The 18,781-nt window shown below is 68.2% G+C and carries 19 protein-coding genes; 12 read left to right on the top strand and 7 right to left on the bottom strand.

The annotated features are described in order from the left end of the window. The first annotated feature begins 1 nt into the window (after position 1). From murD to ACSQ89_RS24835, 12 genes are all read left to right on the top strand, one after another. Complete coding sequence (murD, locus tag ACSQ89_RS24890) at positions 2-1,681, top strand: UDP-N-acetylmuramoyl-L-alanine--D-glutamate ligase (RefSeq protein WP_436293627.1); 1,680 nt, start codon at positions 2-4, stop codon at positions 1,679-1,681. Next, positions 1,678-2,970 (top strand): putative lipid II flippase FtsW, encoded by a 1,293-nt coding sequence (gene ftsW, locus ACSQ89_RS24885; protein ID WP_093104016.1) that lies wholly within the window; start codon positions 1,678-1,680, stop codon positions 2,968-2,970. Before murD ends, ftsW begins: the two co-directional genes overlap by 4 nt. Beyond that, positions 2,967-4,028 carry an undecaprenyldiphospho-muramoylpentapeptide beta-N-acetylglucosaminyltransferase gene (murG, locus tag ACSQ89_RS24880; RefSeq protein ID WP_093104017.1) on the top strand — a complete coding sequence of 354 codons (1,062 nt, stop codon included), beginning with the start codon at positions 2,967-2,969 and terminating at the stop codon, positions 4,026-4,028. The genes ftsW and murG overlap by 4 nt, the downstream gene beginning before the upstream one ends. Then, complete coding sequence (gene murC / locus ACSQ89_RS24875) at positions 4,025-5,482, top strand: UDP-N-acetylmuramate--L-alanine ligase (RefSeq protein WP_093104019.1); 1,458 nt, start codon at positions 4,025-4,027, stop codon at positions 5,480-5,482. The genes murG and murC overlap by 4 nt, the downstream gene beginning before the upstream one ends. Then, positions 5,479-6,438, top strand: coding sequence for a D-alanine--D-alanine ligase (locus ACSQ89_RS24870; RefSeq protein WP_436293626.1), 960 nt, complete (start codon positions 5,479-5,481; stop codon positions 6,436-6,438). The genes murC and ACSQ89_RS24870 overlap by 4 nt, the downstream gene beginning before the upstream one ends. Continuing rightward, entirely contained in the window at positions 6,438-7,220 is a 783-nt protein-coding gene (locus tag ACSQ89_RS24865) for a cell division protein FtsQ/DivIB (RefSeq protein ID WP_436293625.1), read from the top strand. The genes ACSQ89_RS24870 and ACSQ89_RS24865 overlap by 1 nt, the downstream gene beginning before the upstream one ends. Positions 7,221-7,236: 16 nt before the next feature. Continuing rightward, positions 7,237-8,466, top strand: a complete 1,230-nt coding sequence (ftsA, locus tag ACSQ89_RS24860; protein WP_093104023.1) for a cell division protein FtsA — start codon at positions 7,237-7,239, stop codon at positions 8,464-8,466. 158 nt (positions 8,467-8,624) lie between these two features. Further along, a complete protein-coding gene (ftsZ, locus tag ACSQ89_RS24855) occupies positions 8,625-9,833 on the top strand; it encodes a cell division protein FtsZ (RefSeq protein ID WP_436293624.1) in 1,209 nt (402 codons plus the stop codon). A 78-nt stretch (positions 9,834-9,911) separates the two neighbouring features. Further along, complete coding sequence (gene lpxC, locus ACSQ89_RS24850; RefSeq protein ID WP_093104026.1) at positions 9,912-10,835, top strand: UDP-3-O-acyl-N-acetylglucosamine deacetylase; 924 nt, start codon at positions 9,912-9,914, stop codon at positions 10,833-10,835. Positions 10,836-10,853: 18 nt separating this feature from the next. Further along, a complete protein-coding gene (locus tag ACSQ89_RS24845; protein ID WP_170855528.1) occupies positions 10,854-11,030 on the top strand; it encodes a hypothetical protein in 177 nt (58 codons plus the stop codon). A gap of 35 nt (positions 11,031-11,065) precedes the next feature. After that, positions 11,066-11,326 (top strand): AbrB/MazE/SpoVT family DNA-binding domain-containing protein, encoded by a 261-nt coding sequence (locus ACSQ89_RS24840; protein WP_170855529.1) that lies wholly within the window; start codon positions 11,066-11,068, stop codon positions 11,324-11,326. Continuing rightward, positions 11,323-11,721, top strand: coding sequence for a PIN domain-containing protein (locus tag ACSQ89_RS24835; protein ID WP_170855530.1), 399 nt, complete (start codon positions 11,323-11,325; stop codon positions 11,719-11,721). The genes ACSQ89_RS24840 and ACSQ89_RS24835 overlap by 4 nt, the downstream gene beginning before the upstream one ends. Positions 11,722-11,731: 10 nt before the next feature. On the opposite strand, the gene ruvC is transcribed toward ACSQ89_RS24835, so the two are convergent. The 7 genes from ruvC to ACSQ89_RS24800 all read right to left on the bottom strand — a co-directional run bounded on the left by ruvC (position 11,732) and on the right by ACSQ89_RS24800 (position 18,746). Then, complete coding sequence (gene ruvC, locus ACSQ89_RS24830; RefSeq protein WP_436293623.1) at positions 11,732-12,280, bottom strand: crossover junction endodeoxyribonuclease RuvC; 549 nt, start codon at positions 12,278-12,280, stop codon at positions 11,732-11,734. A 7-nt stretch (positions 12,281-12,287) separates the two neighbouring features. Continuing rightward, entirely contained in the window at positions 12,288-13,358 is a 1,071-nt protein-coding gene (locus tag ACSQ89_RS24825) for a phosphatidate cytidylyltransferase (protein WP_436293622.1), read from the bottom strand. Then, positions 13,355-14,113: a lysophospholipid acyltransferase family protein gene (locus ACSQ89_RS24820; RefSeq protein WP_436293621.1), complete on the bottom strand. Its 759-nt coding sequence runs from the start codon at positions 14,111-14,113 to the stop codon at positions 13,355-13,357. Before ACSQ89_RS24820 ends, ACSQ89_RS24825 begins: the two co-directional genes overlap by 4 nt. A 118-nt stretch (positions 14,114-14,231) precedes the next feature. Continuing rightward, complete coding sequence (locus tag ACSQ89_RS24815; RefSeq protein WP_436293620.1) at positions 14,232-14,981, bottom strand: transglycosylase domain-containing protein; 750 nt, start codon at positions 14,979-14,981, stop codon at positions 14,232-14,234. After that, positions 14,978-15,820 carry a shikimate dehydrogenase gene (gene aroE, locus ACSQ89_RS24810; RefSeq protein WP_436293619.1) on the bottom strand — a complete coding sequence of 281 codons (843 nt, stop codon included), beginning with the start codon at positions 15,818-15,820 and terminating at the stop codon, positions 14,978-14,980. Before aroE ends, ACSQ89_RS24815 begins: the two co-directional genes overlap by 4 nt. Positions 15,821-15,822: 2 nt before the next feature. Beyond that, on the bottom strand, positions 15,823-16,686 hold the full coding sequence (locus ACSQ89_RS24805) for an energy transducer TonB (RefSeq protein ID WP_093104036.1): 864 nt from the start codon (positions 16,684-16,686) through the stop codon (positions 15,823-15,825). Beyond that, entirely contained in the window at positions 16,683-18,746 is a 2,064-nt protein-coding gene (locus tag ACSQ89_RS24800) for a ribonuclease catalytic domain-containing protein (RefSeq protein ID WP_436293618.1), read from the bottom strand. The genes ACSQ89_RS24805 and ACSQ89_RS24800 overlap by 4 nt, the downstream gene beginning before the upstream one ends. Between the last annotated feature and the right edge of the window lie 35 nt (positions 18,747-18,781).

Below are 18,781 nucleotides of genomic sequence, written 5' to 3'. Positions count from 1 at the left end.
CATGCGGCATCTTCAAGACCAACACGTGCTGATCCTGGGCCTGGGCGCCTCGGGACTGGCGATGGCGCGCTGGTGCGCGCGCCATGGCGCCAGGCTGACCGTGGCCGACACGCGCGAGGCGCCGCCGCAGCGCGATGCGCTGCTTGCCGAGCTGCCCGAAGCGGTTTTTGTCGGCGGGCCGTTCTCGGCCGCACTGGTCGAAGGCACGTCGGTGCGCGCCGTCTATCGCTCGCCGGGCCTGTCGCCGGCTTCGATCGCGGTGGTGGTCGATGCGGCGCGCGCCATGGGCCTTCCCGTGGGCGGCGAGCTCGATCTGTTCGCGCAGGCGCTGGCGGACCTGCGCACCGTGGAAGCTGCCGACGCAGTTGATGCGCCGGTGGAAGAGGCCGAGCCGGCGCCGGTGTCGCCGCCGCAGGAGCAGGAAGCCGAATCCGCCGCTATCGAGGACGACGACGACGCCGAAGCGCCGACCCCGATCCTCGTGCCCGTCCCGCCGGCGCCCCAGGGCTACACGCCGGCGGTGCTGGCCGTGACCGGCACCAATGGCAAGACGACGGTCACCGCGCTCGCCGGCCAACTGGTGGAACGCGCCGGCAAGACGGTCGCGGTGGCCGGCAACATCGGCCCCACCTTGCTCGACACGCTGGCCGCGCACCTCGACGCCGGCACGCTGCCCGAGGTGTGGGTGCTCGAGCTCTCGAGCTTCCAGCTCGACGGCGTGCAGGGCTTCGAGCCGACCGCGGCCGCGGTGCTCAACCTGACGCAGGACCACCTCGACTGGCATGGCGACATGGCTTCTTACGCAGCGGCCAAGGCGCGTATCTTCGGCGCCAAGGGCACCATGGTGCTCAATCGCGAGGACGAGGCGGTGATGGCGATGCGGCCCGCGCCGGTGAAGCTGGCGAAGGGCCACTCGCCGCGCAGCATCGTCACGTTCGGCGCCGGCATGCCGCTGCGTCCCGGCGACTACGGGCTCGAACGGCTGAATGGAATGCCCTGGCTGGTGCGCGCGCTGGAAGCCGACGAGACGCAGAAGCGCAAGCGCGGCGCCGCGGCCGAAGAGGAAGAGATCCACATCCAGCGCCTGATGCCGGCCGATGCGCTGCGCATCCGCGGCCGGCACAACGCCCTCAACGCCCTGGCGGCGCTCGCGCTCGCCGCCGCGGCCGGCTGCCAGCTCGCGCCCATGCTCTACGGCCTGCGCGAATACCGTGGCGAGCCGCATCGGGTCGAGCCGGTCATGATCGTCGACGAGGTCGAGTATTTCGACGACAGCAAGGGCACCAACGTGGGCGCGACGGTCGCGGCCCTGATCGGGCTGGGCGAAGAGCGCCGCCTGGTCGTGATCCTCGGCGGCGAGGGCAAGGGCCAGGACTTCGCGCCGCTCGCGGAACCGGTGCGCCAGTACGTGCGCGCCGTGGTGCTGATCGGCCGCGACGCGCCGCTGATCGAGGCGGCGCTGGCATCGACCGGCGTGCCGCTGCTGCCCGCCGCCTCGCTGCCCGAGGCCGTGACGCTGGCCGCCGGCCGCGCGCATCCCGGCGATGCCGTGCTGCTGTCGCCGGCCTGCGCGAGCCTCGACATGTTCAAGGACTACGAACACCGCGCGACGGTGTTCTGCGAGGCGGTGCAGGAACTCGCCGAGGCACCGCGGGGCACCGGCGGGGAGGAGCTCGCATGAGCACGACCGCCGCAGCCACCCCCAACAAGACGAGCCGCTTCGCCGGCTGGTTCAGCCGCGCCACGAGCGGCATCGACGCGCTGCCCATGCACCTGCCGGTGCGTCTCGGCAATGCCGGGATGACGCAGACCAAGGCGGCGCCGGTGCGCGTGCTGGGCTTCGACCAGGCGCTGGTCTGGGTCACGGTCGCCTTGCTCGCCTGGGGCCTGGTGATGGTCTATTCGGCCTCCATCGCATTGCCGGACAACCCGCGCTTCGCGCGCCAGGGCTACGGCCCGGCCTTCTTCCTCACGCGCCATGCGGCCTCGGTGGTGATCGCCTTCATCGCCGCGCTCTTGGCCTTCCAGATACCGATGGCGATCTGGGAGCGCGCGGCGCCCTGGCTCTTCGTCGCCTCGCTGCTGCTGCTGGTCGCGGTGCTGATTCCGCACATTGGCATCAACGTCAACGGCGCGCGTCGCTGGCTGCCGATGGGCTTCATGCGCTTCCAGCCTTCCGAGCTGGCCAAGCTCGCGATGATCCTCTACGCCGCCAGCTACATGGTGCGCAAGATGGAAATCAAGGAGCGCTTCTTCCGCGCCGTGTTGCCGATGGGCATCGCGGTGGTGGTGGTCGGCATGCTGGTGATGGCGGAGCCCGACATGGGCGCCTTCATGGTGATCGCGGTTATCGCGATGGGCATCCTGTTCCTCGGCGGCGTCAACGCGCGCATGTTCTTCGTGATCGCCGCGCTGGTGGTCGTCGCGTTCGGCACCATCGTGGCCACCAGTCCGTGGCGGCGCGAGCGCATCTTCGCCTACCTCGATCCGTGGAGCGAAGAGCATGCGCTGGGCAAGGGCTATCAGCTGTCGCATTCGCTGATCGCGATCGGCCGCGGCGAGATCTTCGGCGTCGGCCTCGGTGGCAGCGTCGAGAAGCTGCACTGGCTGCCCGAGGCGCACACCGACTTCCTGCTCGCGGTGATCGGCGAGGAGTTCGGCCTGGTCGGCGTGCTGCTCGCGATCGGCCTCTTCCTCTGGCTCACGCGCCGCATCATGCACATCGGCCGCCAGGCGATCGCGCTCGACCGCGTGTTCTCCGGCCTCGTGGCGCAGGGCGTCGGCATCTGGATCGGCTTCCAGGCCTTCATCAACATGGGCGTGAACCTGGGGGCGCTGCCGACCAAGGGGCTGACCTTGCCGCTGATGAGCTTCGGGGGCTCGGCCATCCTGATGAACGTGGTCGCGCTCGCGATCGTGCTGCGCATCGACTATGAGAACCGGGTGCTCATGCGCGGAGGCCGCGTATGAGCAGGACGGCACTGGTCATGGCGGGCGGCACGGGCGGGCATATCTTCCCGGGACTGGCCGTGGCCGAGGCCCTGCGCGAGCGCGGCTGGCGCGTGCACTGGCTGGGCGCGCCCGGCAGCATGGAAGAAAAGCTGGTGCCGCCGCGCGGCTTCGCCTTCGAGCCGGTGCATTTCGGCGGCGTGCGCGGAAAGGGGCCGATCACGCTGTTCCTGCTGCCGATGCGCCTCTTGCGTGCGTTTTTGCAGAGCATCGCCGTCGTTCGCCGCGTCAAGCCCGATGTGGTGGTTGGCCTCGGCGGCTACATCACCTTTCCGGGCGGCATGATGAGCGTGCTGCTCAACAAGCCGCTGGTACTGCACGAGCAGAACTCGGTCGCCGGGCTCGCCAACAAGGTGCTTGCCAGCGTCGCGGACCGCGTCTTCACCGCGTTCCCGAACGTGATGAAGAAAGCCCAGTGGGTCGGCAACCCGCTGCGCGCGGCCTTCACTTCGCAGCCCGACCCGGCCACGCGCTTCGCGGGCCGCAGCGGTCCGCTCAAGCTGCTGGTCGTCGGCGGCAGCCTGGGCGCGAAGGCGCTCAACGCCGTCGTGCCGAAGGCGCTCGCGCGCATCGCACCCGAGCAGCGTCCGACGGTCACGCACCAGAGCGGCGCCAAGCAGATCGACGAGCTGCGCGCCAACTATGCGGCTGCCGGCGTCGAAGGCGAGCTCACCCCTTTCATCGAAGACACCGCAAGCGCCTATGCCGACGCCGACCTGATCGTCGCGCGCGCCGGCGCGAGCACCGTCACCGAAATCGCGGCCGTCGGCGCAGCAGCGCTGTTCGTGCCATTTCCATCCGCCGTGGACGACCACCAGACCACCAATGCGCGCTTTCTTGTCGACGCAGGCGGCGGCTGGCTCGTTCAGCAAACCGAATTGACTCCCGAATTGTTGGCCGACTTGCTACAGAAAACCGGGCGCCCTGCGCTCATGGAACGCGCCGTGAAGGCCAAGACGATGCAGAAAACCGAGGCGGTCAACGTGCTCGTGCAGGCCTGTGAGGAGCTTGTCAAATGAAGCACGCAATTCGTCATATCCACTTCGTCGGTATCGGCGGCTCCGGCATGAGCGGCATCGCCGAGGTGTTGTTCAACCTGGGCTACAAGATCACCGGCTCCGACCTGGCCGACAGCGCGACGCTCAAGCGGCTCGCGGGGCTGGGCATCACCACCTTCGTGGGCCACGACGCGGCGAACATCGCGGGCGCCGACGCGGTCGTGACTTCCACCGCCGTGAATGCCGACAACCCCGAGGTGGTCGCCGCGCGCGAGAAGCGCATCCCTGTCGTGCCGCGGGCGCTGATGCTGGCCGAGCTGATGCGGCTCAAGCAGGGCATCGCGATCGCCGGCACGCACGGCAAGACCACGACGACCAGCCTGGTCGCGAGCGTGCTCGCGGCGGCAGGGCTCGATCCGACCTTCGTCATCGGCGGCCGGCTCAACAGCGCGGGCGCCAATGCGCAGCTCGGCAGCGGCGACTACATCGTGGTCGAGGCCGACGAGTCGGACGCTTCTTTCCTGAACCTGCTGCCGGTGATGGCGGTGGTCACGAACATCGATGCCGACCACATGGAGACCTACGGGCACGATTTCGCGAAGCTCAAGAAGGCCTTCGTCGATTTCCTGCATCGCATGCCTTTCTATGGCACGGCGATCCTCTGCACCGACGATCCGGCGGTGCGCGAGATCGTGACCGAGGTGTCCTGCCCGGTGACCAGCTACGGCTTCAGCGAGGACGCGCAGGTGCGTGCGGTCAACGTGCGCGCGGTCGGCGCGCAGATGCACTTCACCGCGCAGCGGCGCAACGGCGTTACGCTGCCGGACCTGGACATCGTGCTGAACCTGCCCGGCGAGCACAACGTGCGCAATGCGCTGTCAGTGATCGCGGTGGCGGTCGAGCTCAACGTGCCCGACGAGGCGGTGCAGCGCGGCCTGGCCGACTTCAAGGGCGTGGGCCGGCGCTTCCAGCGCTACGGCGAGGTCAAGCTGCCGCGCGCACACGGGCCCGGCAGCTTCACGCTGATCGACGATTACGGCCACCACCCGGTCGAGATGGCGGCCACCATCGCCGCCGCGCGCGGCGCTTTCCCGGGGCGGCGCCTGGTGCTGGCTTTCCAGCCGCACCGCTTCACGCGCACGCGCGACTGCTTCGAGGATTTCGTCAAGGTCATCGGCGCGGCCGACGCGGTGCTGCTGGGCGAGGTCTATGCGGCCGGTGAAGCGCCGATCGTGGCCGCCGACGGCCGCTCGCTGGCACGCGCGCTGCGCGTGGCGGGCAAAGTGGAGCCGGTGTTCGTCGACGAGATCGCGGACATGCCGCAGGCCATCCTCGACAACGCGCGCGAGGGCGACGTGGTGATCTGCATGGGTGCGGGCTCGATCGGCGCCGTGCCCGCCAAGGTGGTCGAGCTCGGGGGCGCGGCCTCTTCCAAGAAATCGGAGCGCTTCACGCGCGAAGGGAGAGCACTGTGAACCCGCAGGACTTCGGCAAGGTGGCCGTGCTTTTCGGCGGCACGTCGGCCGAACGCGAGATTTCCATCATGTCGGGCACCGGCGTGCTGGAGGCACTGCGCTCGCGCGGCGTCGACGCCCACGCCTTCGATCCGGCCGAGCGCGAGCTGGTCGAGCTCAAGCACGAAGGCTTCGCACGCTGCTTCGTCGTGCTGCATGGCCGACACGGCGAGGACGGCACGGTGCAGGGCGCGCTGGAACTGCTCGGCATTCCCTATACCGGCTCCGGCGTGATGGCCTCGAGCGTGGCGATGGACAAGGTCATGACCAAGCGCATCTGGCAGGCCGACGGCCTGCCGACGCCGCGCTATGTGCGCCTGGCCTTCGACCAGCAGAGCCGCGAGCAGGTGCTGGCCGTGCCCGACGTGCTGGGGCTGCCGCTGATCGTGAAGCCGCCGCGCGAGGGTTCCTCCATCGGCGTGACCAAGGTCGAGGGCTACTCGCAGATGCAGGACGCCGTGACGCTGGCCGTGGGCTACGACACCGACGTGCTCTGCGAGGAGTTCATCGAGGGCGAAGAAGTCACCTGCGCCGTGCTCGGCGGCGGCCTCGGCGCCGAGGCGCTGCCGGTGGTGCGCATCGCCGCGCCCGAGGGCGCCTACGACTACCAGAACAAGTACTTCACCGACGACGTGAAGTACCACTGCCCGAGCGGCCTGTCCGAAGCGGAGGAGCAGGAGATCCGGCGCATCACGCTGGCGGCCTACCACCAGCTCGGCTGCCGCGGCTGGGGTCGCGCCGACCTGATGATCCGCGCCAGCGACCGCAAGCCCTTCCTGCTGGAGATGAACACCTCGCCCGGCATGACCACCCATTCGCTGGTGCCCATGTCGGCGCGCGCGGCCGGCATCTCCTACGAGGACCTGTGCCTGCGCGTGCTGGCATCGGCCACCCTGGACTCGAAAGCGGAGGTCTGATGGCTGCCAGCATCCCCGTGCCCTTCGACGTCAAGCTCATGAACGTGACCGCGACCCTGGTGTACGCGTTGTTCGCGCTCGTGTTGCTGGCGGCGGGCGCATGGTGGGTGCTGCGCCAGCCCTTCTTCCCGCTGGCCGGCATCAAGGTCGACGGCGAGGTCACGCACAACAACGCGGTCACGTTGCGCGCCAACGTCGCGCCGCAGCTGGCGGGCAACTTCTTCACGGTCGACCTGGCGCGCGCGCGTGTCGCCTTCGAGGCCGTACCCTGGGTGCGCAAGGCGGTGGTGCGGCGCGAGTTCCCGAACAAGCTGCGCGCCATCCTCACCGAGCATGTGCCGGTGGCGCACTGGGGCGATGAGGCGCAATCGCGCCTCATCAACGGCTTCGGCGAAGTGTTCGAGGCCAACGTGGCCGAGGTCGACGACAGCCTGCCGCGGCTGGACGGGCCGACCGAGCAGTCCGGCCAGGTGCTGGGCATGTACCGCGTGCTGCAGCCGCTGTTTGCGCCCTACGAGCTGTCGCTCGACGCGCTCACGCTGTCGAGCCGCGGCAGCTGGCGCGCGGTGCTGGACACCGGCGCCGCGATCGAACTCGGCCGCGGGCAGAGCGAGGAAGTGGCGGCGCGCACGCAGCGTTTTCTGGTCACGGTGGCGCCGGTCGCGCGGCAGTACGGGCGCACGGTCGCTTCGGTCGAGGGCGCCGACCTGCGGCACAACGAAGGCTACGCGCTGCGCTTGCGCGGTGTCACCACGGTCGTCACCGACCCCAAGAAGAAATAGGAACTGAGGAAGCTTCATGTCCAAGGAATACAAAGACCTGGTTGTCGGACTCGACATCGGCACCGCCAAGGTGATGGCGGTGGTGGCCGAAGTGCTGCCCAACGGCGAGCTCAAGCTGGCCGGGCTCGGCATTGCGCCCAGCAACGGGCTCAAGCGCGGCGTGGTGGTGAACATCGACGCCACCGTGCAGAGCATCCAGCAGGCGCTCAAGGAAGCCGAGCTGATGGCCGACTGCAAGATCAGCCGCGTCTACACCGGCATCACCGGCAGCCACATCCGCGGCATCAACTCGAGCGGCATGGTCGCGGTCAAGGACAAGGAAGTCACGCAGGCGGACGTGGCCCGCGTGGTGGAGACGGCGCGCGCGATCAACATCTCGAGCGACCAGCGCCTGCTCTTGGTGGAGCCGCAGGAGTTCGTGATCGACGGCCAGGACGTGAAGGAGCCGATCGGCATGAGCGGCATGCGTCTCGAGGCCAAGGTGCACATCGTCACCGGCGCCCAGAGCGCGGCCGAGAACATCATCAAGTGCGTGCGCCGCTGCGGCCTGGAGGTCGACCAGCTGATGCTGAACCCGCTGGCCTCCAGCCTGGCGGTGCTGACCGAGGACGAGCGCGAGCTGGGCGTGGTGCTGGTCGATATCGGCGCCGGCACCACCGACGTCGCGATCTTCACCAACGGTGCGATCCGCCACACGGCGGTGATCCCGATCGCCGGCGACCTGATCACCAGCGACATCGCGATGGCGCTGCGCACGCCGACCAAGGACGCCGAGGACATCAAGGTCGAGAACGGCTATGCCAAGCAGCTATTGGCCGATCCGGACACGCAGGTCGAGGTGCCCGGCCTGGGCGACCGCGGGCCGCGCATGCTGAGCAAGCAGGCGCTGGCCGGCGTGATCGAGCCGCGGGTGGAAGAGATCTTCTCGCTGGTGCAGCAGGTGGTGCGCGAGTCGGGCTACGAAGAGGTGCTCTCCTCGGGCGTGGTTCTGACCGGCGGCAGCGCCGTGATGCCCGGTATGGTCGAGCTCGGCGAAGACATCTTCCTGAAGCCGGTGCGGCGCGGCATCCCGAAGTATTCGAGCGCGTTGTCGGACATGGTGGCGCAGCCGCGCGCCGCGACCGTGATGGGCCTGCTCGAGGAGGCGCGCTATGCGCGGCTGCGCGGCTTCAAGGTGGCGCAGAAGAACGGCTCTGTCAAGACGGCCTTCGGACGCTTCAAGGACTTCATCGTGGGGAACTTCTGATCATGAACTTCTACCCACTTTGGTTGGCACGCGGAAGTCCTCAACGTCATTTCAACGAGCGATGGCGACGAACCGGCCCACCGCTCGATCGTTGACGGTTCCCTAGAAAAAATTCACTCATACATACACGGCAACTGCAAATATTCAAGGAGTCAGAAATGGCCATCGAAATGATCGAAATCGAAGAGTTCAACCTAGGCACGCAGATCAAGGTGATCGGCGTCGGAGGCGGCGGCGGCAATGCGGTCGCGCACATGATGGAGCGCGGCGTGCAGGGCGTTCAGTTCGTCTGCGCCAACACCGACGCGCAGGCGCTCTCGCGCAGCAACGCGCACAAGACCATCCAGCTCGGTACCAACGGGCTGGGCGCCGGCAGCAAGCCCGAGAAGGGGCGCGATGCTGCGGAAGCCGCGATCGACGACATCCGCGAAGCCATCGCTGGCGCGCACATGCTGTTCATCACGGCCGGCATGGGCGGCGGCACCGGCACCGGCGCGGCGCCGGTGATCGCGCGCGTGGCCAAGGAGATGGGCATTCTCACCGTGGGCGTGGTGACCAAGCCCTTCGACTGGGAAGGCGGCCGCCGCATGACCAACGCCGATGCCGGCCTGGCCGAGCTCGAGGCGAATGTCGATTCGCTGATCGTGGTGCTCAATGAGAAGCTGCTCGACGTGCTGGGCGAGGACGTCACGCAGGACGAGGCCTTTGCGCATGCCAACGACGTGCTCAAGAACGCGGTCGGCGGCATCTCGGAAATCATCAACGAGTACGGTGGCGTGAACGTCGACTTCGAAGACGTGCGCACCGTGATGGGCGAGCCCGGCAAGGCCATGATGGGCACCGCCGCGGCCGCCGGCCCGGACCGCGCGCGCATCGCCGCCGAACAGGCCGTGGCCTGCCCGCTGCTCGAAGGCATCGACCTCTCGGGCGCCAAGGGCGTGCTGGTGCTGGTGACGGCGTCGAAGTCCTCGTTGAAGCTCAGCGAATCGAAGCTCGCGATGAACACCATCCGTGCCTACGCTTCGCCGGACGCGCACGTGATCTACGGCGCTGCCTACGACGACAACCTGGGCGACGAGATGCGCGTGACCGTGGTCGCGACCGGCCTCTCGCGCGTGGATGCGCGCCGCCAGGCGCCGACGCTGGAAGTGATCCGCACCGGCACCGACAACATCCCGTTCAACGTGCCGACGCTCGGCGGCGCGGGCCACGGGCATGCGGGCGGCCAGCCCAACTACGACGGCATGGCGGTGCCCAGCGTGTGGCGCACCAACCGCACCATGGCCGCTGCCAAAGTGGATGCGCTGTCCTCGGGTGGGATGGATGATTTCGAGATCCCGGCCTTTCTCCGCCGCCAGGCCGATTGACCGTCCCAGATGGCAGCTATCACGGACATAGCGAGGCGCACGGCACGCCGGGCGCCTCGCCCTCCTAAAATCGCTGCCGTGCTCCAACAACGTACCCTCAAATCCATCACCCGCGCGGTCGGCGTGGGGCTGCACAGCGGGCAGCGCGTGGAACTCACGCTCAGGCCGGCGCCCATCGATGCCGGCATCGTGTTCCGCCGCGTCGACCTGCCGGAACCGGTCGAGATCGCGATGACGGCCGAGGCCGTCACCGACACGCGGCTCGCGTCCACCGTGTCGTCCAAGGGTGCCAAGGTCCAGACCGTCGAGCACCTGATGTCGGCCTGCGCGGGCCTCGGCATCGACAACCTCCTGATCGACATCACGGCCGACGAGGTGCCGATCCTCGACGGCTCGGCATCGTCCTTCGTGTTCCTGCTGCAAAGCGCGGGCATCGAGCTGCAGAAGGCGCCGCGCCGCTTCATCCGCGTCACCAAGCCGGTCGAGGTGCGCGAAGGCGAGGGGGCCGATACCAAGTGGGCGCGGCTTTCGCCCTACCACGGCTACAAGCTCAGCTTCGAGATCGACTTCGATCATCGCGTGGTCAATTCGACCGGCCAGCGCGTCGAGTTCGACCTGGGGTCGGGCTCGTACAGCCGCGACATCGCGCGCGCGCGCACCTTCGGCTTCACCAAGGAGGTCGAGTACATGCGCTCCAAGGGCCTGGCGCTCGGCGGCGGGCTCGACAACGCGATCGTGATGGACGACACCAAGGTGCTGAATGCGGGCGGACTGCGCTACGACGACGAGTTCGTCAAGCACAAGATTCTGGACGCCATGGGCGACCTCTACGTCATCGGCCGGCCGCTGCTCGCGGCCTACAGCGCGTTCCGCTCGGGCCACGCGCTCAACAACAAGCTGCTGCGCGAACTGCTCGCGCACGAAGACGCCTACGAGATCGTCACTTTCGACGACCAGAGTCGCGCGCCGGCTGGCTTCGCCGAAGTCGCGCGCGCCTGGTAGCGCGGGGCCTTCCAGGCGATGCTGCTGTTTCGCTGGGCCATCCTGCTGCTTCTGCTGGTGGCCGGCATCTCTTTCGCCTTCTTCGCCGGCACCGGGCAGCCCAAGTACAAGCGCTTCGGCTGGATCGTGCTCAAGTGGACGCTGTTCGCGGCCTTCGGCTTCTTCGCGGTGCTGATCGCGGAGCGCGTGGTTTGACGTGATATCCTTACCTTTTGGTAAGGAAGGTTAGTATGCAAACCACCCTGACATCAAAGGGCCAGATGACGCTGCCAAGTGCCGCCAGGGCGCGGCTAGGCCTGGAGGCAGGCGATCGGCTTCTGGTGACGGTGGTGGACGACGACACCATCGTTCTGAAAAGGCCGACACCAACGCCTGTCAAGGCGCTGCGGGGTCTGCTGGCGCGGCCCAAGCGGGCGCTGACCGTCGAAGAGATGGACGTTGGGGTTGCGGCCCACCTGGGCGAGAAACATCGCCCCGGCACGGCGAAGTGATCGCGCTCGATACCAACCTGTTGGTGAGGCTCCTCACCAACGACGATGCGCGGCAGGCGGCCAAAGCCGAAGCTTGGCTTCGCGATAACGCCAGCGCGCGTTCACCGGCTTACGTCGATCACGTCGTACTTTGCGAGCTGAGTTGGGTCTTGGAGCGCAGCTATGGCTACGCGCGTGATGCTGTTCACCAAGCCATGAGCGCATTGCTGAACCATGATCAACTCAAGGTCGAATCACCGGGCCTGGTTCGGCAGGCGCTTGGCCTGTACGAAGCTGGTCCGGCCGACTTTTCGGACTACCTGCTGGCCGTGCGTGCGCAGGCCGCCGGCTACGCGCCGGTGCTGACCTTCGATAAGAAGGCGGCCAAAACACCAACGCATCGGTTGCTGCGCTGACGCGCCCGAATCAGCGCGTCCGCCCCTGCCTGTACATCCCGCTGGTGCTGCGTGCGAGCACCGCGGCCTGGCCGAGCCGGGCTATCGAGCTGCCGACATGGGCGTGCGTGATCGCGATGCCGAGCGCATCGGCCGCGTCGCTGCCGGGCAGGCCGGGTAGTTGCAGCAAGCGCTTGACCATCTCCTGCACCTGCGCCTTCGCGGCCTTGCCGTGGCCCGCGACGGCCTGCTTCATCTGCAGCGCGGTGTATTCGGCGACCGACAGGTTGCTCGTCACCAGCGCCGTGAGGCAGGCGCCGCGCGCCTGCCCGAGCAGCAGGGTCGATTGCGGATTGACGTTGACGAACACGATCTCCACCGCTGCTGCATCGGGCTTGTAGCGCTCGACGACTTCGCAGATGCCGTCGAACAGCACCTTCAGCCGGGCCGGCAGCTCGCCCTGCGCGACGCGCTTGGTGCTGATGGTGCCGCTCGCGACATAGCGCAGCGTGTGGCCGTCCATGTCCACCACGCCGAAGCCGGTGGTCTGCAAGCCGGGGTCGATGCCGAGGATGCGCATGCGAGCCTTATGCGCCGAAATACCAGCGCACCGAATGGAAGAACACGGGTGCCGCGAAGCAGAGCGCATCGACGCGGTCCAGCAGGCCGTTGGCGCCCGTCACGCCGACGCCGCGTTGCCCCCAGTTGGGAATGCCGCGGTCACGCTTGAGCGCCTTCATCACGAGGTGGCCCATCGAGCCGGCGACGCAGGCGATCAGCGACACCGCGAGCGCCTGGCCGAACTTGAAGGGCGTGATGAAGGAGAACAGCGCGCCGACCAGGCTCGCGATGCCCATGCCGATCGCCCAGCTGGTCCAGTTGAAGCTGCGGCTCACGTGGGGTGCGACGGGTTCCTGCCGGAACAGCCAGTGCCCGAGCTTGCCGAGCCGGGCCTTGGCCTGTTCCTCGGGCGCCGGTGCGGAAGCATCCCCGGGCATGGTGCTGCGCCGCGAGATCAGATGCTGCGTCAGCACGCAGGTCTGGACCACGAACACCAGGAAGAACACGAGGAAGGCGCTCTTGCCCTCGTAGCCCGGAAAGGACAGCAGGAGCAGCGCCGGCACATGGCTCATGCCGTAGACGCAGACCATGATGCCCCACTGCAGCTTGGCGTTGCGTTCCAGGAAGTGGTTGGGGTCGTCGGCCAGCGCGCTCACCACGGGAATCGCGATGAACACATAGACCGGGATGAACACGGTGAAGAGGTCGAAGTGCGCGGTTGCGACCAGCCAGAACTGGATTGGCAGTACGACGAAGAAGGCCAGGATCAGGCTGCGATGGTCGCCGCGCCGCGTCGGCGACAGCGTGATGAACTCGCGCAGCGCGAAGAAAGAGATCAGCGCGAACAGCACGGTGGCGACCGTTTCGCCCAGCGCCCAGCCGATCCAGAAGATCACCACCATGACCCAGGTGGTGCGCAGCAGGGTGAGGAAGTGCAGCAGTTCGCGTTGCCAAGTCTCGTCGTGCACCGGGTTGCGGCGCTCCCTGAAGGTCAGCAGGAAGGCCACGGTGCTGACGATGACGAGCAGGCCGAAGACGATCAGGAACAGGGCCGCGACCTGGTGGTTCGGTGCGAGATGGCGCAGGTATTCGTTCATACGTAGCGCAGCGCGACGACCGCCTCGCGCGCCCGATCGAGGAATGGCCGGCGCTCTTCGCCTTCTTCGAGGCGAACCGGCTCGCCGAAAGTGACCGAACACAGAATGGGCACCGGCACGACCTCGCCCTTGGGCATCACGCGCTGCACGTTGTCGATCCAGGCCGGCACCAGCACCGCCTCTGGGAACATCTGGGCCAGCGTGAAGAGGCCCGACTTGAACTTCTGCGGCTCGCCCGTGTGGCCGCGCGTGCCCTCGGGAAAGATGATGATCGAGTCGCCGCTCTGCAGCGCCTCGATCAGGGGCTGCAGCGGCGCGAGGGCTTCGGCGCTGCCGGGCACTACCGCAGCCGCCGGTTCCGCGATCTCGGCCGCCGGCGGCGCGAGCGGCAGTTCCGTTTGCACCACCCCGTCGAACGAGGGCTCGATGCGCTCCGCGGGCCCTGGCGCCGCGGTGGGTGGCGGAACCGGCGCGCTGCCGCCGCGTTCCACGTAGATCGCGTTGAACACTTCGGTCGTGATCCAGCGCTTGAAGGGCGTCGTGGCCCAGTAGTCGCGCGCCGCGATCGGCCGCGTGATGCTGCGCAGTTCCTCGGGCAGCGCGGCCCAGATCATCACGAGGTCGAGATGGCTCTGGTGGTTGGCGAAATAGATGCGCTGCTCGGCCTTGGGCGGGCAGCCCCACCAGCGCGCCTGGGCGCCGGTGAGAAGCCGGATCGCGACCAGCAGGGCCCACCCCGTGAACTTTGCAAGCATGGCGGCGATGATACGGGCCCGAACCCCTTCACCCTGAGCTTGGCCTGTCCTGAGCTTGTCGAAGGGTCGAAGGGCTGCGCAAGGCTTCGACAGGCTCAGCCCGAACGGTTTGGGGAACTCAGGGCAGTTCCGCAGACGGCATGCGCGCCGCGATCGTGGCTGCGCGGCCCGAGAGATAGGCCGAGCCGGACCGGCGTTCGTAGAACTTGGGGCTCGGCAGCATCACCGCGAGCCGCGCCGCTTCGCCGGCGCTAAGCCGCGCGGCCGGCTTCCTGAAGTAGTGCTGTGCGGCCGCTTCGGCGCCGAACACGCCTTCGCCCCATTCCACGCTGTTGAGGTAGATCTCGAGGATGCGTTCCTTGTCGAGCAGAAGCTCCAGTGCCGTGGCCAGCACCAGCTCCTGGCCCTTGCGCAGCAGCGTGCGCTCGCCCGAGAGCAGCAGGTTCTTCGCGAGCTGCTGGGTGATGGTCGAACCGCCGCGCAGCTGGGGCGGGCGCGGTTCCTTGCCGCGTGCCCGCATCTTGGCAGCACGCCGCGCGGCGATCTGCTCGGCCTTGGCATTGCGCTGGCGTGCACGTTCGATCGCTTCCCACTCGACACCCTGGTGGTAGATGAACTGGTCGTCTTCGCTGGCGATCACCGCGCGCTTGAGCGTGTCGGAGATCTGCGTGTAGGGGACCCAGCGCTGCTTCCAGTCCCGTTCCCCATTGCTGCGCCCCTCGGAGGCGAGTTGCCAGGCCTCGGAGCGCTGGAAGGCGGTGGACTGCGGATCGATCGCCGCCATCGCGGCGATGCGCGCGATGAAAAAGACTTCGAGCGCGAAGCCCGCGACGATCAGGCACAGCGCCCAGCGAAGAAGCGCTTTCACGTCCGATCAACAATGGCGCGCAGCTCGGCCAGCACCTGCGCCGCGGGCGGCCGCACGCCGCGCCAGAGCGCAAAGGCCTCGGCCGCCTGCTCGACCAGCATGCCGAGGCCGTCGCGCGGCACGGCGCCGTGGTCGCGCGCCCAGCTCATGAAACCCGCGGCGGCCGGGCCGTACATCATGTCGACCGCCAGCGCGCCGCGCTTCAGCACGCTCGCCGCGACCGGCACTTCGCCGCCCGCCAGGCTCGAGGCCGTGGCGTTCACCACGATGTCGAAGTTGCCGGGCACCGCGTGCAGTTCCTGTGCTTCCAGCGTGACGTGGTGCGCAAGCGCGAGCGCCGCATGGCGCTGCACCAGCGTGATGGCCTTGGCCAGCGTGCGGTTGGCGACCACCACGCGGCGCGGGCCGGCTTCCAGCAGCGGGCCCAGCACGCCGGCCGCGGCACCGCCGGCGCCGAGCAGCAGCAGCTCGCTGCCGGCGAGCGACACCCCTGCATGGACCGTGATGTCGTTGACGAGGCCGGCGCCGTCGCTGTTGTCGCCGTGAATGCCGTCTTCCTCGAAGCTCAGCACATTGACGGCGCGCGCCAGCGCGGCGCGCGGACTCAGGTGCTGGGCCAGCGCCGCCGCGTCGAACTTGAAGGGCACGGTGATGTTGCAGCCGCGCGCGGTGCCGGCCGCGTCGGCGCGGAAGGCCGCTACCGCTTCATCGAAGCCGTCGATCGGCACCAGCCGGCGGCCGTAGTCCAGCGTCTGGCCGGTCAGTTCGGCAAAGCGCGCATGGATCCATGGCGATCGGCTGTGCTCGACCGGATTGCCCATCACGCAGTACAGGTCCATGCTCATTGCCTCGATGAGGAAGACACCTGGGTTTCGAGCGTCTCGTCGCGGGTGAACTTGAAGCGCGAGGGCAGCACGATCTGGTCGGTCTGCCGGCGCATCGCGTCGGTGAACTTGCCGAAATTGCCGATGCTGCGCACGATCGCCTGGGCGCGCCGGTCCAAGGCCTGGTTGCCCGAACCTTCGATGACCTCGGTGCCGAGGATCGAGCCGTCGAAGTTGACGGTCACCATCATCGTGAGCTCGCCGTACAGTTTTTTGCCGGCGAGCTCGGGGAAGTTCTCGGTGCCGCGTTGCTCGATGCGCCTGCGCAGCGCGTCGACGTAGACGGCATACGTGGCTTCGCGGGTCGCCGGGCTCAGATAGCGCTTCTTGGGCCGCGCGTTCTCTTCGTTCACGCGGCGTTCGATCTCGGCCAGCATCTTGATCAGCTGGCGGCGCTTTTCCTCGCGCGCCGCGTTCTCGCTCGGGCTGCCCTGGTTGCGCGGGTCGGGCATCGGCATGGCGGCGAGCTGCTGCTTGATCTGCGCCAAAAGCAGCATCTGCTGCGCCTGCATCGCCTCCACCTGGCGCTGCGCGTCTTCCATCGAGTCGCCGACGGCGGTGAAGGTGGAGGGCGGCAGCGGGCTGGTGGCGCGGCCGCGTTCGAGATCGCCGCCGCCGGCCAGCGAGGTCTGGGCGATGGCACGGGCCTTGTCAGGGCGCTCGTTGGTCTTGGCGTTGACCAGGATGACTTCGAGCGGCGTTTCGGTGAACACGCGGTTGAAAGTCTCCGGGTCGGCAAAGCGCAGCCCGAGCAGCAGCGCGTGCGCCGCGACCGACAGGCCGAGCGCGATCTGCAGGCTGCTCAGGTCGCGCAGGTTCATGCTGTTGCCTTCTCCGGGGCAGCCTCGTCGCTGTCGGCGAGGTCGACCGCAATGGCGATCGGCCCGGCCACTTCTTCCTCGTCCTCGCCGCTCTCGTCTTCCGCGGCAGCCTCGGCCGGCGCCGCATCGAGGCGCTCGATGACGGTGCCGTGCACGTCGAGCGCGATCTCGTCGATCTCACCGAGCCTGACGCGCACGCGAGCGCCGCGCATCAAGCCTTGCGTGCCGGTGACCTGGAACACCAGCGGCAGCGTGTCGGCGCGCACCAGGGCGCCGTTGCCCACGTCCTTGATCAGGGTCGCGTCGAGTTCGGCGATGCCCCGCTGCTGGAGGTACTTGAGCGTCCAGAAGCGCTCCATGCCGCCCTGGTGGGCGTTGTAGGCGGCGTAGGCCGCGTCGAAACCCGAGAGGATCGAGAACAGGTCGGCGTCCTTGGGCTTGAAAGGCGCAGCCAACGCCGCGGTCTTGCCGTGGCGCGCGGCCGCGATGATCTGCCACTGGTTCACGAGGTCGGTGTAGCGGCGCAGCGGCGAGGTGCTCCAGGCGTAGCTCTTCACGCCGAGGCCGGCATGCGGCAGGGCCCGCGTGCCCATGCGCACCTTGATGCCGGGCGCCAGGCTGGCCTGGCTGCGGTAGAGGCCGGGCACGCCGAGTTCGCCGAGCCAGCCGCCCCAGCTGCTGTTGGCCAGGATCATGGCCTCGGAAACGATCAGGTCGAGCGGTGCGCCGCGCTGGCGGGTGCTGATCTGCACCTGCTCGTTGCCGGTGGGTTCGCTGTCGTTGCCGATCAGTCGGAAGTTGTAGTCGGGCCGGTTGAAGCTCTCGGGCTTGCCGCGCACCACTTCGCGCTGCGCCTTCAGCTGCTTCGCGAGGCGGAACAGGAAGGACAGCGGGGCGCGCGCGCGTTTCGCGACCTCGGGCGTGTTCTCGCCGTCCACCGAGGCTTCTTCGAGCCAGCCCTGCGTGACGACGCCATCGAGCTGGTCATGACGCAGGTTGGCCACGATCGGCACGCGCTCGAGCTGGGTCTCTGCGCCTTTCAGTTCCAGCGTCGCTTCGTCGAAGCTGGCGTAGAGCGAGACGGCCGGGCAGTCGCGCCCTTCCTGCAGGGTGTAGGCCTCCACCACGTCGTCGGGCAGCATGGTGATCTTGTGGCCCGGCATGTAGACCGTCGACATGCGCGCGCGCGCCACTTGGTCGATCGGGCTGCCCGGCGCCAGCGCCAGGCCGGGCGCCGCGATGTGGATGCCGACGCGCACCGTGCCGCTGCCGAGGCCCGTGACCGAGAGCGCATCGTCGATCTCGGTGGTCTGCGAATCGTCGATCGAGAAGGCCTGCACCTCGGCGAGCGGCAGTTCGTCGGTGATGGCTGGCGCTTGCAGGGCCGGGAAGCCGGTGCCCTTGGGGAAGTTCTCGAACAGGAAGCGGCGCCAGTGGAACTGGTAGGGCGAATCGATCGCGCCCGCCTGCTTGAGCAACTCGAGCGGCGGCCGCTGCGTCGCACGCGCGGCTTCGACCACGGCCTTGTACTCGGGCGCGTTCTTGTCGGGCCGGAAGAGGATCTTGAAGAGCTGCTCGCGCACCGGCGCCGGGCAAACGCCTTCCGCCAGCTGCGCGGACCATTCGGCGATCTGCGCCTGTACCGCTTTTTTCTTCTCGATAGCGGCCAACGCCTGCTGCACGATCTCGGCCGGCGCCTTCTTGAAGCGGCCCTTGCCCGCGCGGCGGAAATAGTGCGGCGCCTCGAACAGCGCCAGCAGCGCGGCGGCCTGCTGCGCCAGCGTCGGATGAGCCTGAAAGTAGTCAACCGCGAGCTCGGCAAAGGCGAACTCGCCTTCGGGCGCGAATTCCCAGGCCAGGTCGAGATCCATGCCGGCGGCCAGGGTGCGCGCTTCGGCCAGCAATTCGGCCGGAACCGGCTTCTCGAAGCGCAGCACGATGTTGGCGCCCTTGACCTTGACGCGTTTGCCGGACTCGAGCTCGACCTGCGCCGAGGCCTCGGCCTCCGACAACACGCGGCCGCCGAGGTACTTGCCGGCTTCTTCGAACAAAACAAACATGGCGCGGATTGTCCCATGCGCGGCGATGAACGTCG

This window comes from Variovorax sp. LjRoot175, from assembly GCF_964253805.1.
Taxonomy (GTDB): domain Bacteria; phylum Pseudomonadota; class Gammaproteobacteria; order Burkholderiales; family Burkholderiaceae_C; genus Variovorax.
This window is presented reverse-complemented; position numbering and strand designations above follow the sequence as displayed.

Coding starts and splice junctions, on each gene's coding strand:
- murD (WP_436293627.1), top strand. CDS start 2: ATGCGGCATCTTCAAGACCAACACGTGCTGATCCTGGGCCTGGGCGCC.
- ftsW (WP_093104016.1), top strand. CDS start 1,678: ATGAGCACGACCGCCGCAGCCACCCCCAACAAGACGAGCCGCTTCGCC.
- murG (WP_093104017.1), top strand. CDS start 2,967: ATGAGCAGGACGGCACTGGTCATGGCGGGCGGCACGGGCGGGCATATC.
- murC (WP_093104019.1), top strand. CDS start 4,025: ATGAAGCACGCAATTCGTCATATCCACTTCGTCGGTATCGGCGGCTCC.
- ACSQ89_RS24865 (WP_436293625.1), top strand. CDS start 6,438: ATGGCTGCCAGCATCCCCGTGCCCTTCGACGTCAAGCTCATGAACGTG.
- ftsA (WP_093104023.1), top strand. CDS start 7,237: ATGTCCAAGGAATACAAAGACCTGGTTGTCGGACTCGACATCGGCACC.
- ftsZ (WP_436293624.1), top strand. CDS start 8,625: ATGGCCATCGAAATGATCGAAATCGAAGAGTTCAACCTAGGCACGCAG.
- ACSQ89_RS24845 (WP_170855528.1), top strand. CDS start 10,854: ATGCTGCTGTTTCGCTGGGCCATCCTGCTGCTTCTGCTGGTGGCCGGC.
- ACSQ89_RS24840 (WP_170855529.1), top strand. CDS start 11,066: ATGCAAACCACCCTGACATCAAAGGGCCAGATGACGCTGCCAAGTGCC.
- ruvC (WP_436293623.1), bottom strand. CDS start 12,280: ATGCGCATCCTCGGCATCGACCCCGGCTTGCAGACCACCGGCTTCGGC.
- ACSQ89_RS24825 (WP_436293622.1), bottom strand. CDS start 13,358: ATGAACGAATACCTGCGCCATCTCGCACCGAACCACCAGGTCGCGGCC.
- ACSQ89_RS24820 (WP_436293621.1), bottom strand. CDS start 14,113: ATGCTTGCAAAGTTCACGGGGTGGGCCCTGCTGGTCGCGATCCGGCTT.
- aroE (WP_436293619.1), bottom strand. CDS start 15,820: ATGGACCTGTACTGCGTGATGGGCAATCCGGTCGAGCACAGCCGATCG.
- ACSQ89_RS24805 (WP_093104036.1), bottom strand. CDS start 16,686: ATGAACCTGCGCGACCTGAGCAGCCTGCAGATCGCGCTCGGCCTGTCG.
- ACSQ89_RS24800 (WP_436293618.1), bottom strand. CDS start 18,746: ATGTTTGTTTTGTTCGAAGAAGCCGGCAAGTACCTCGGCGGCCGCGTG.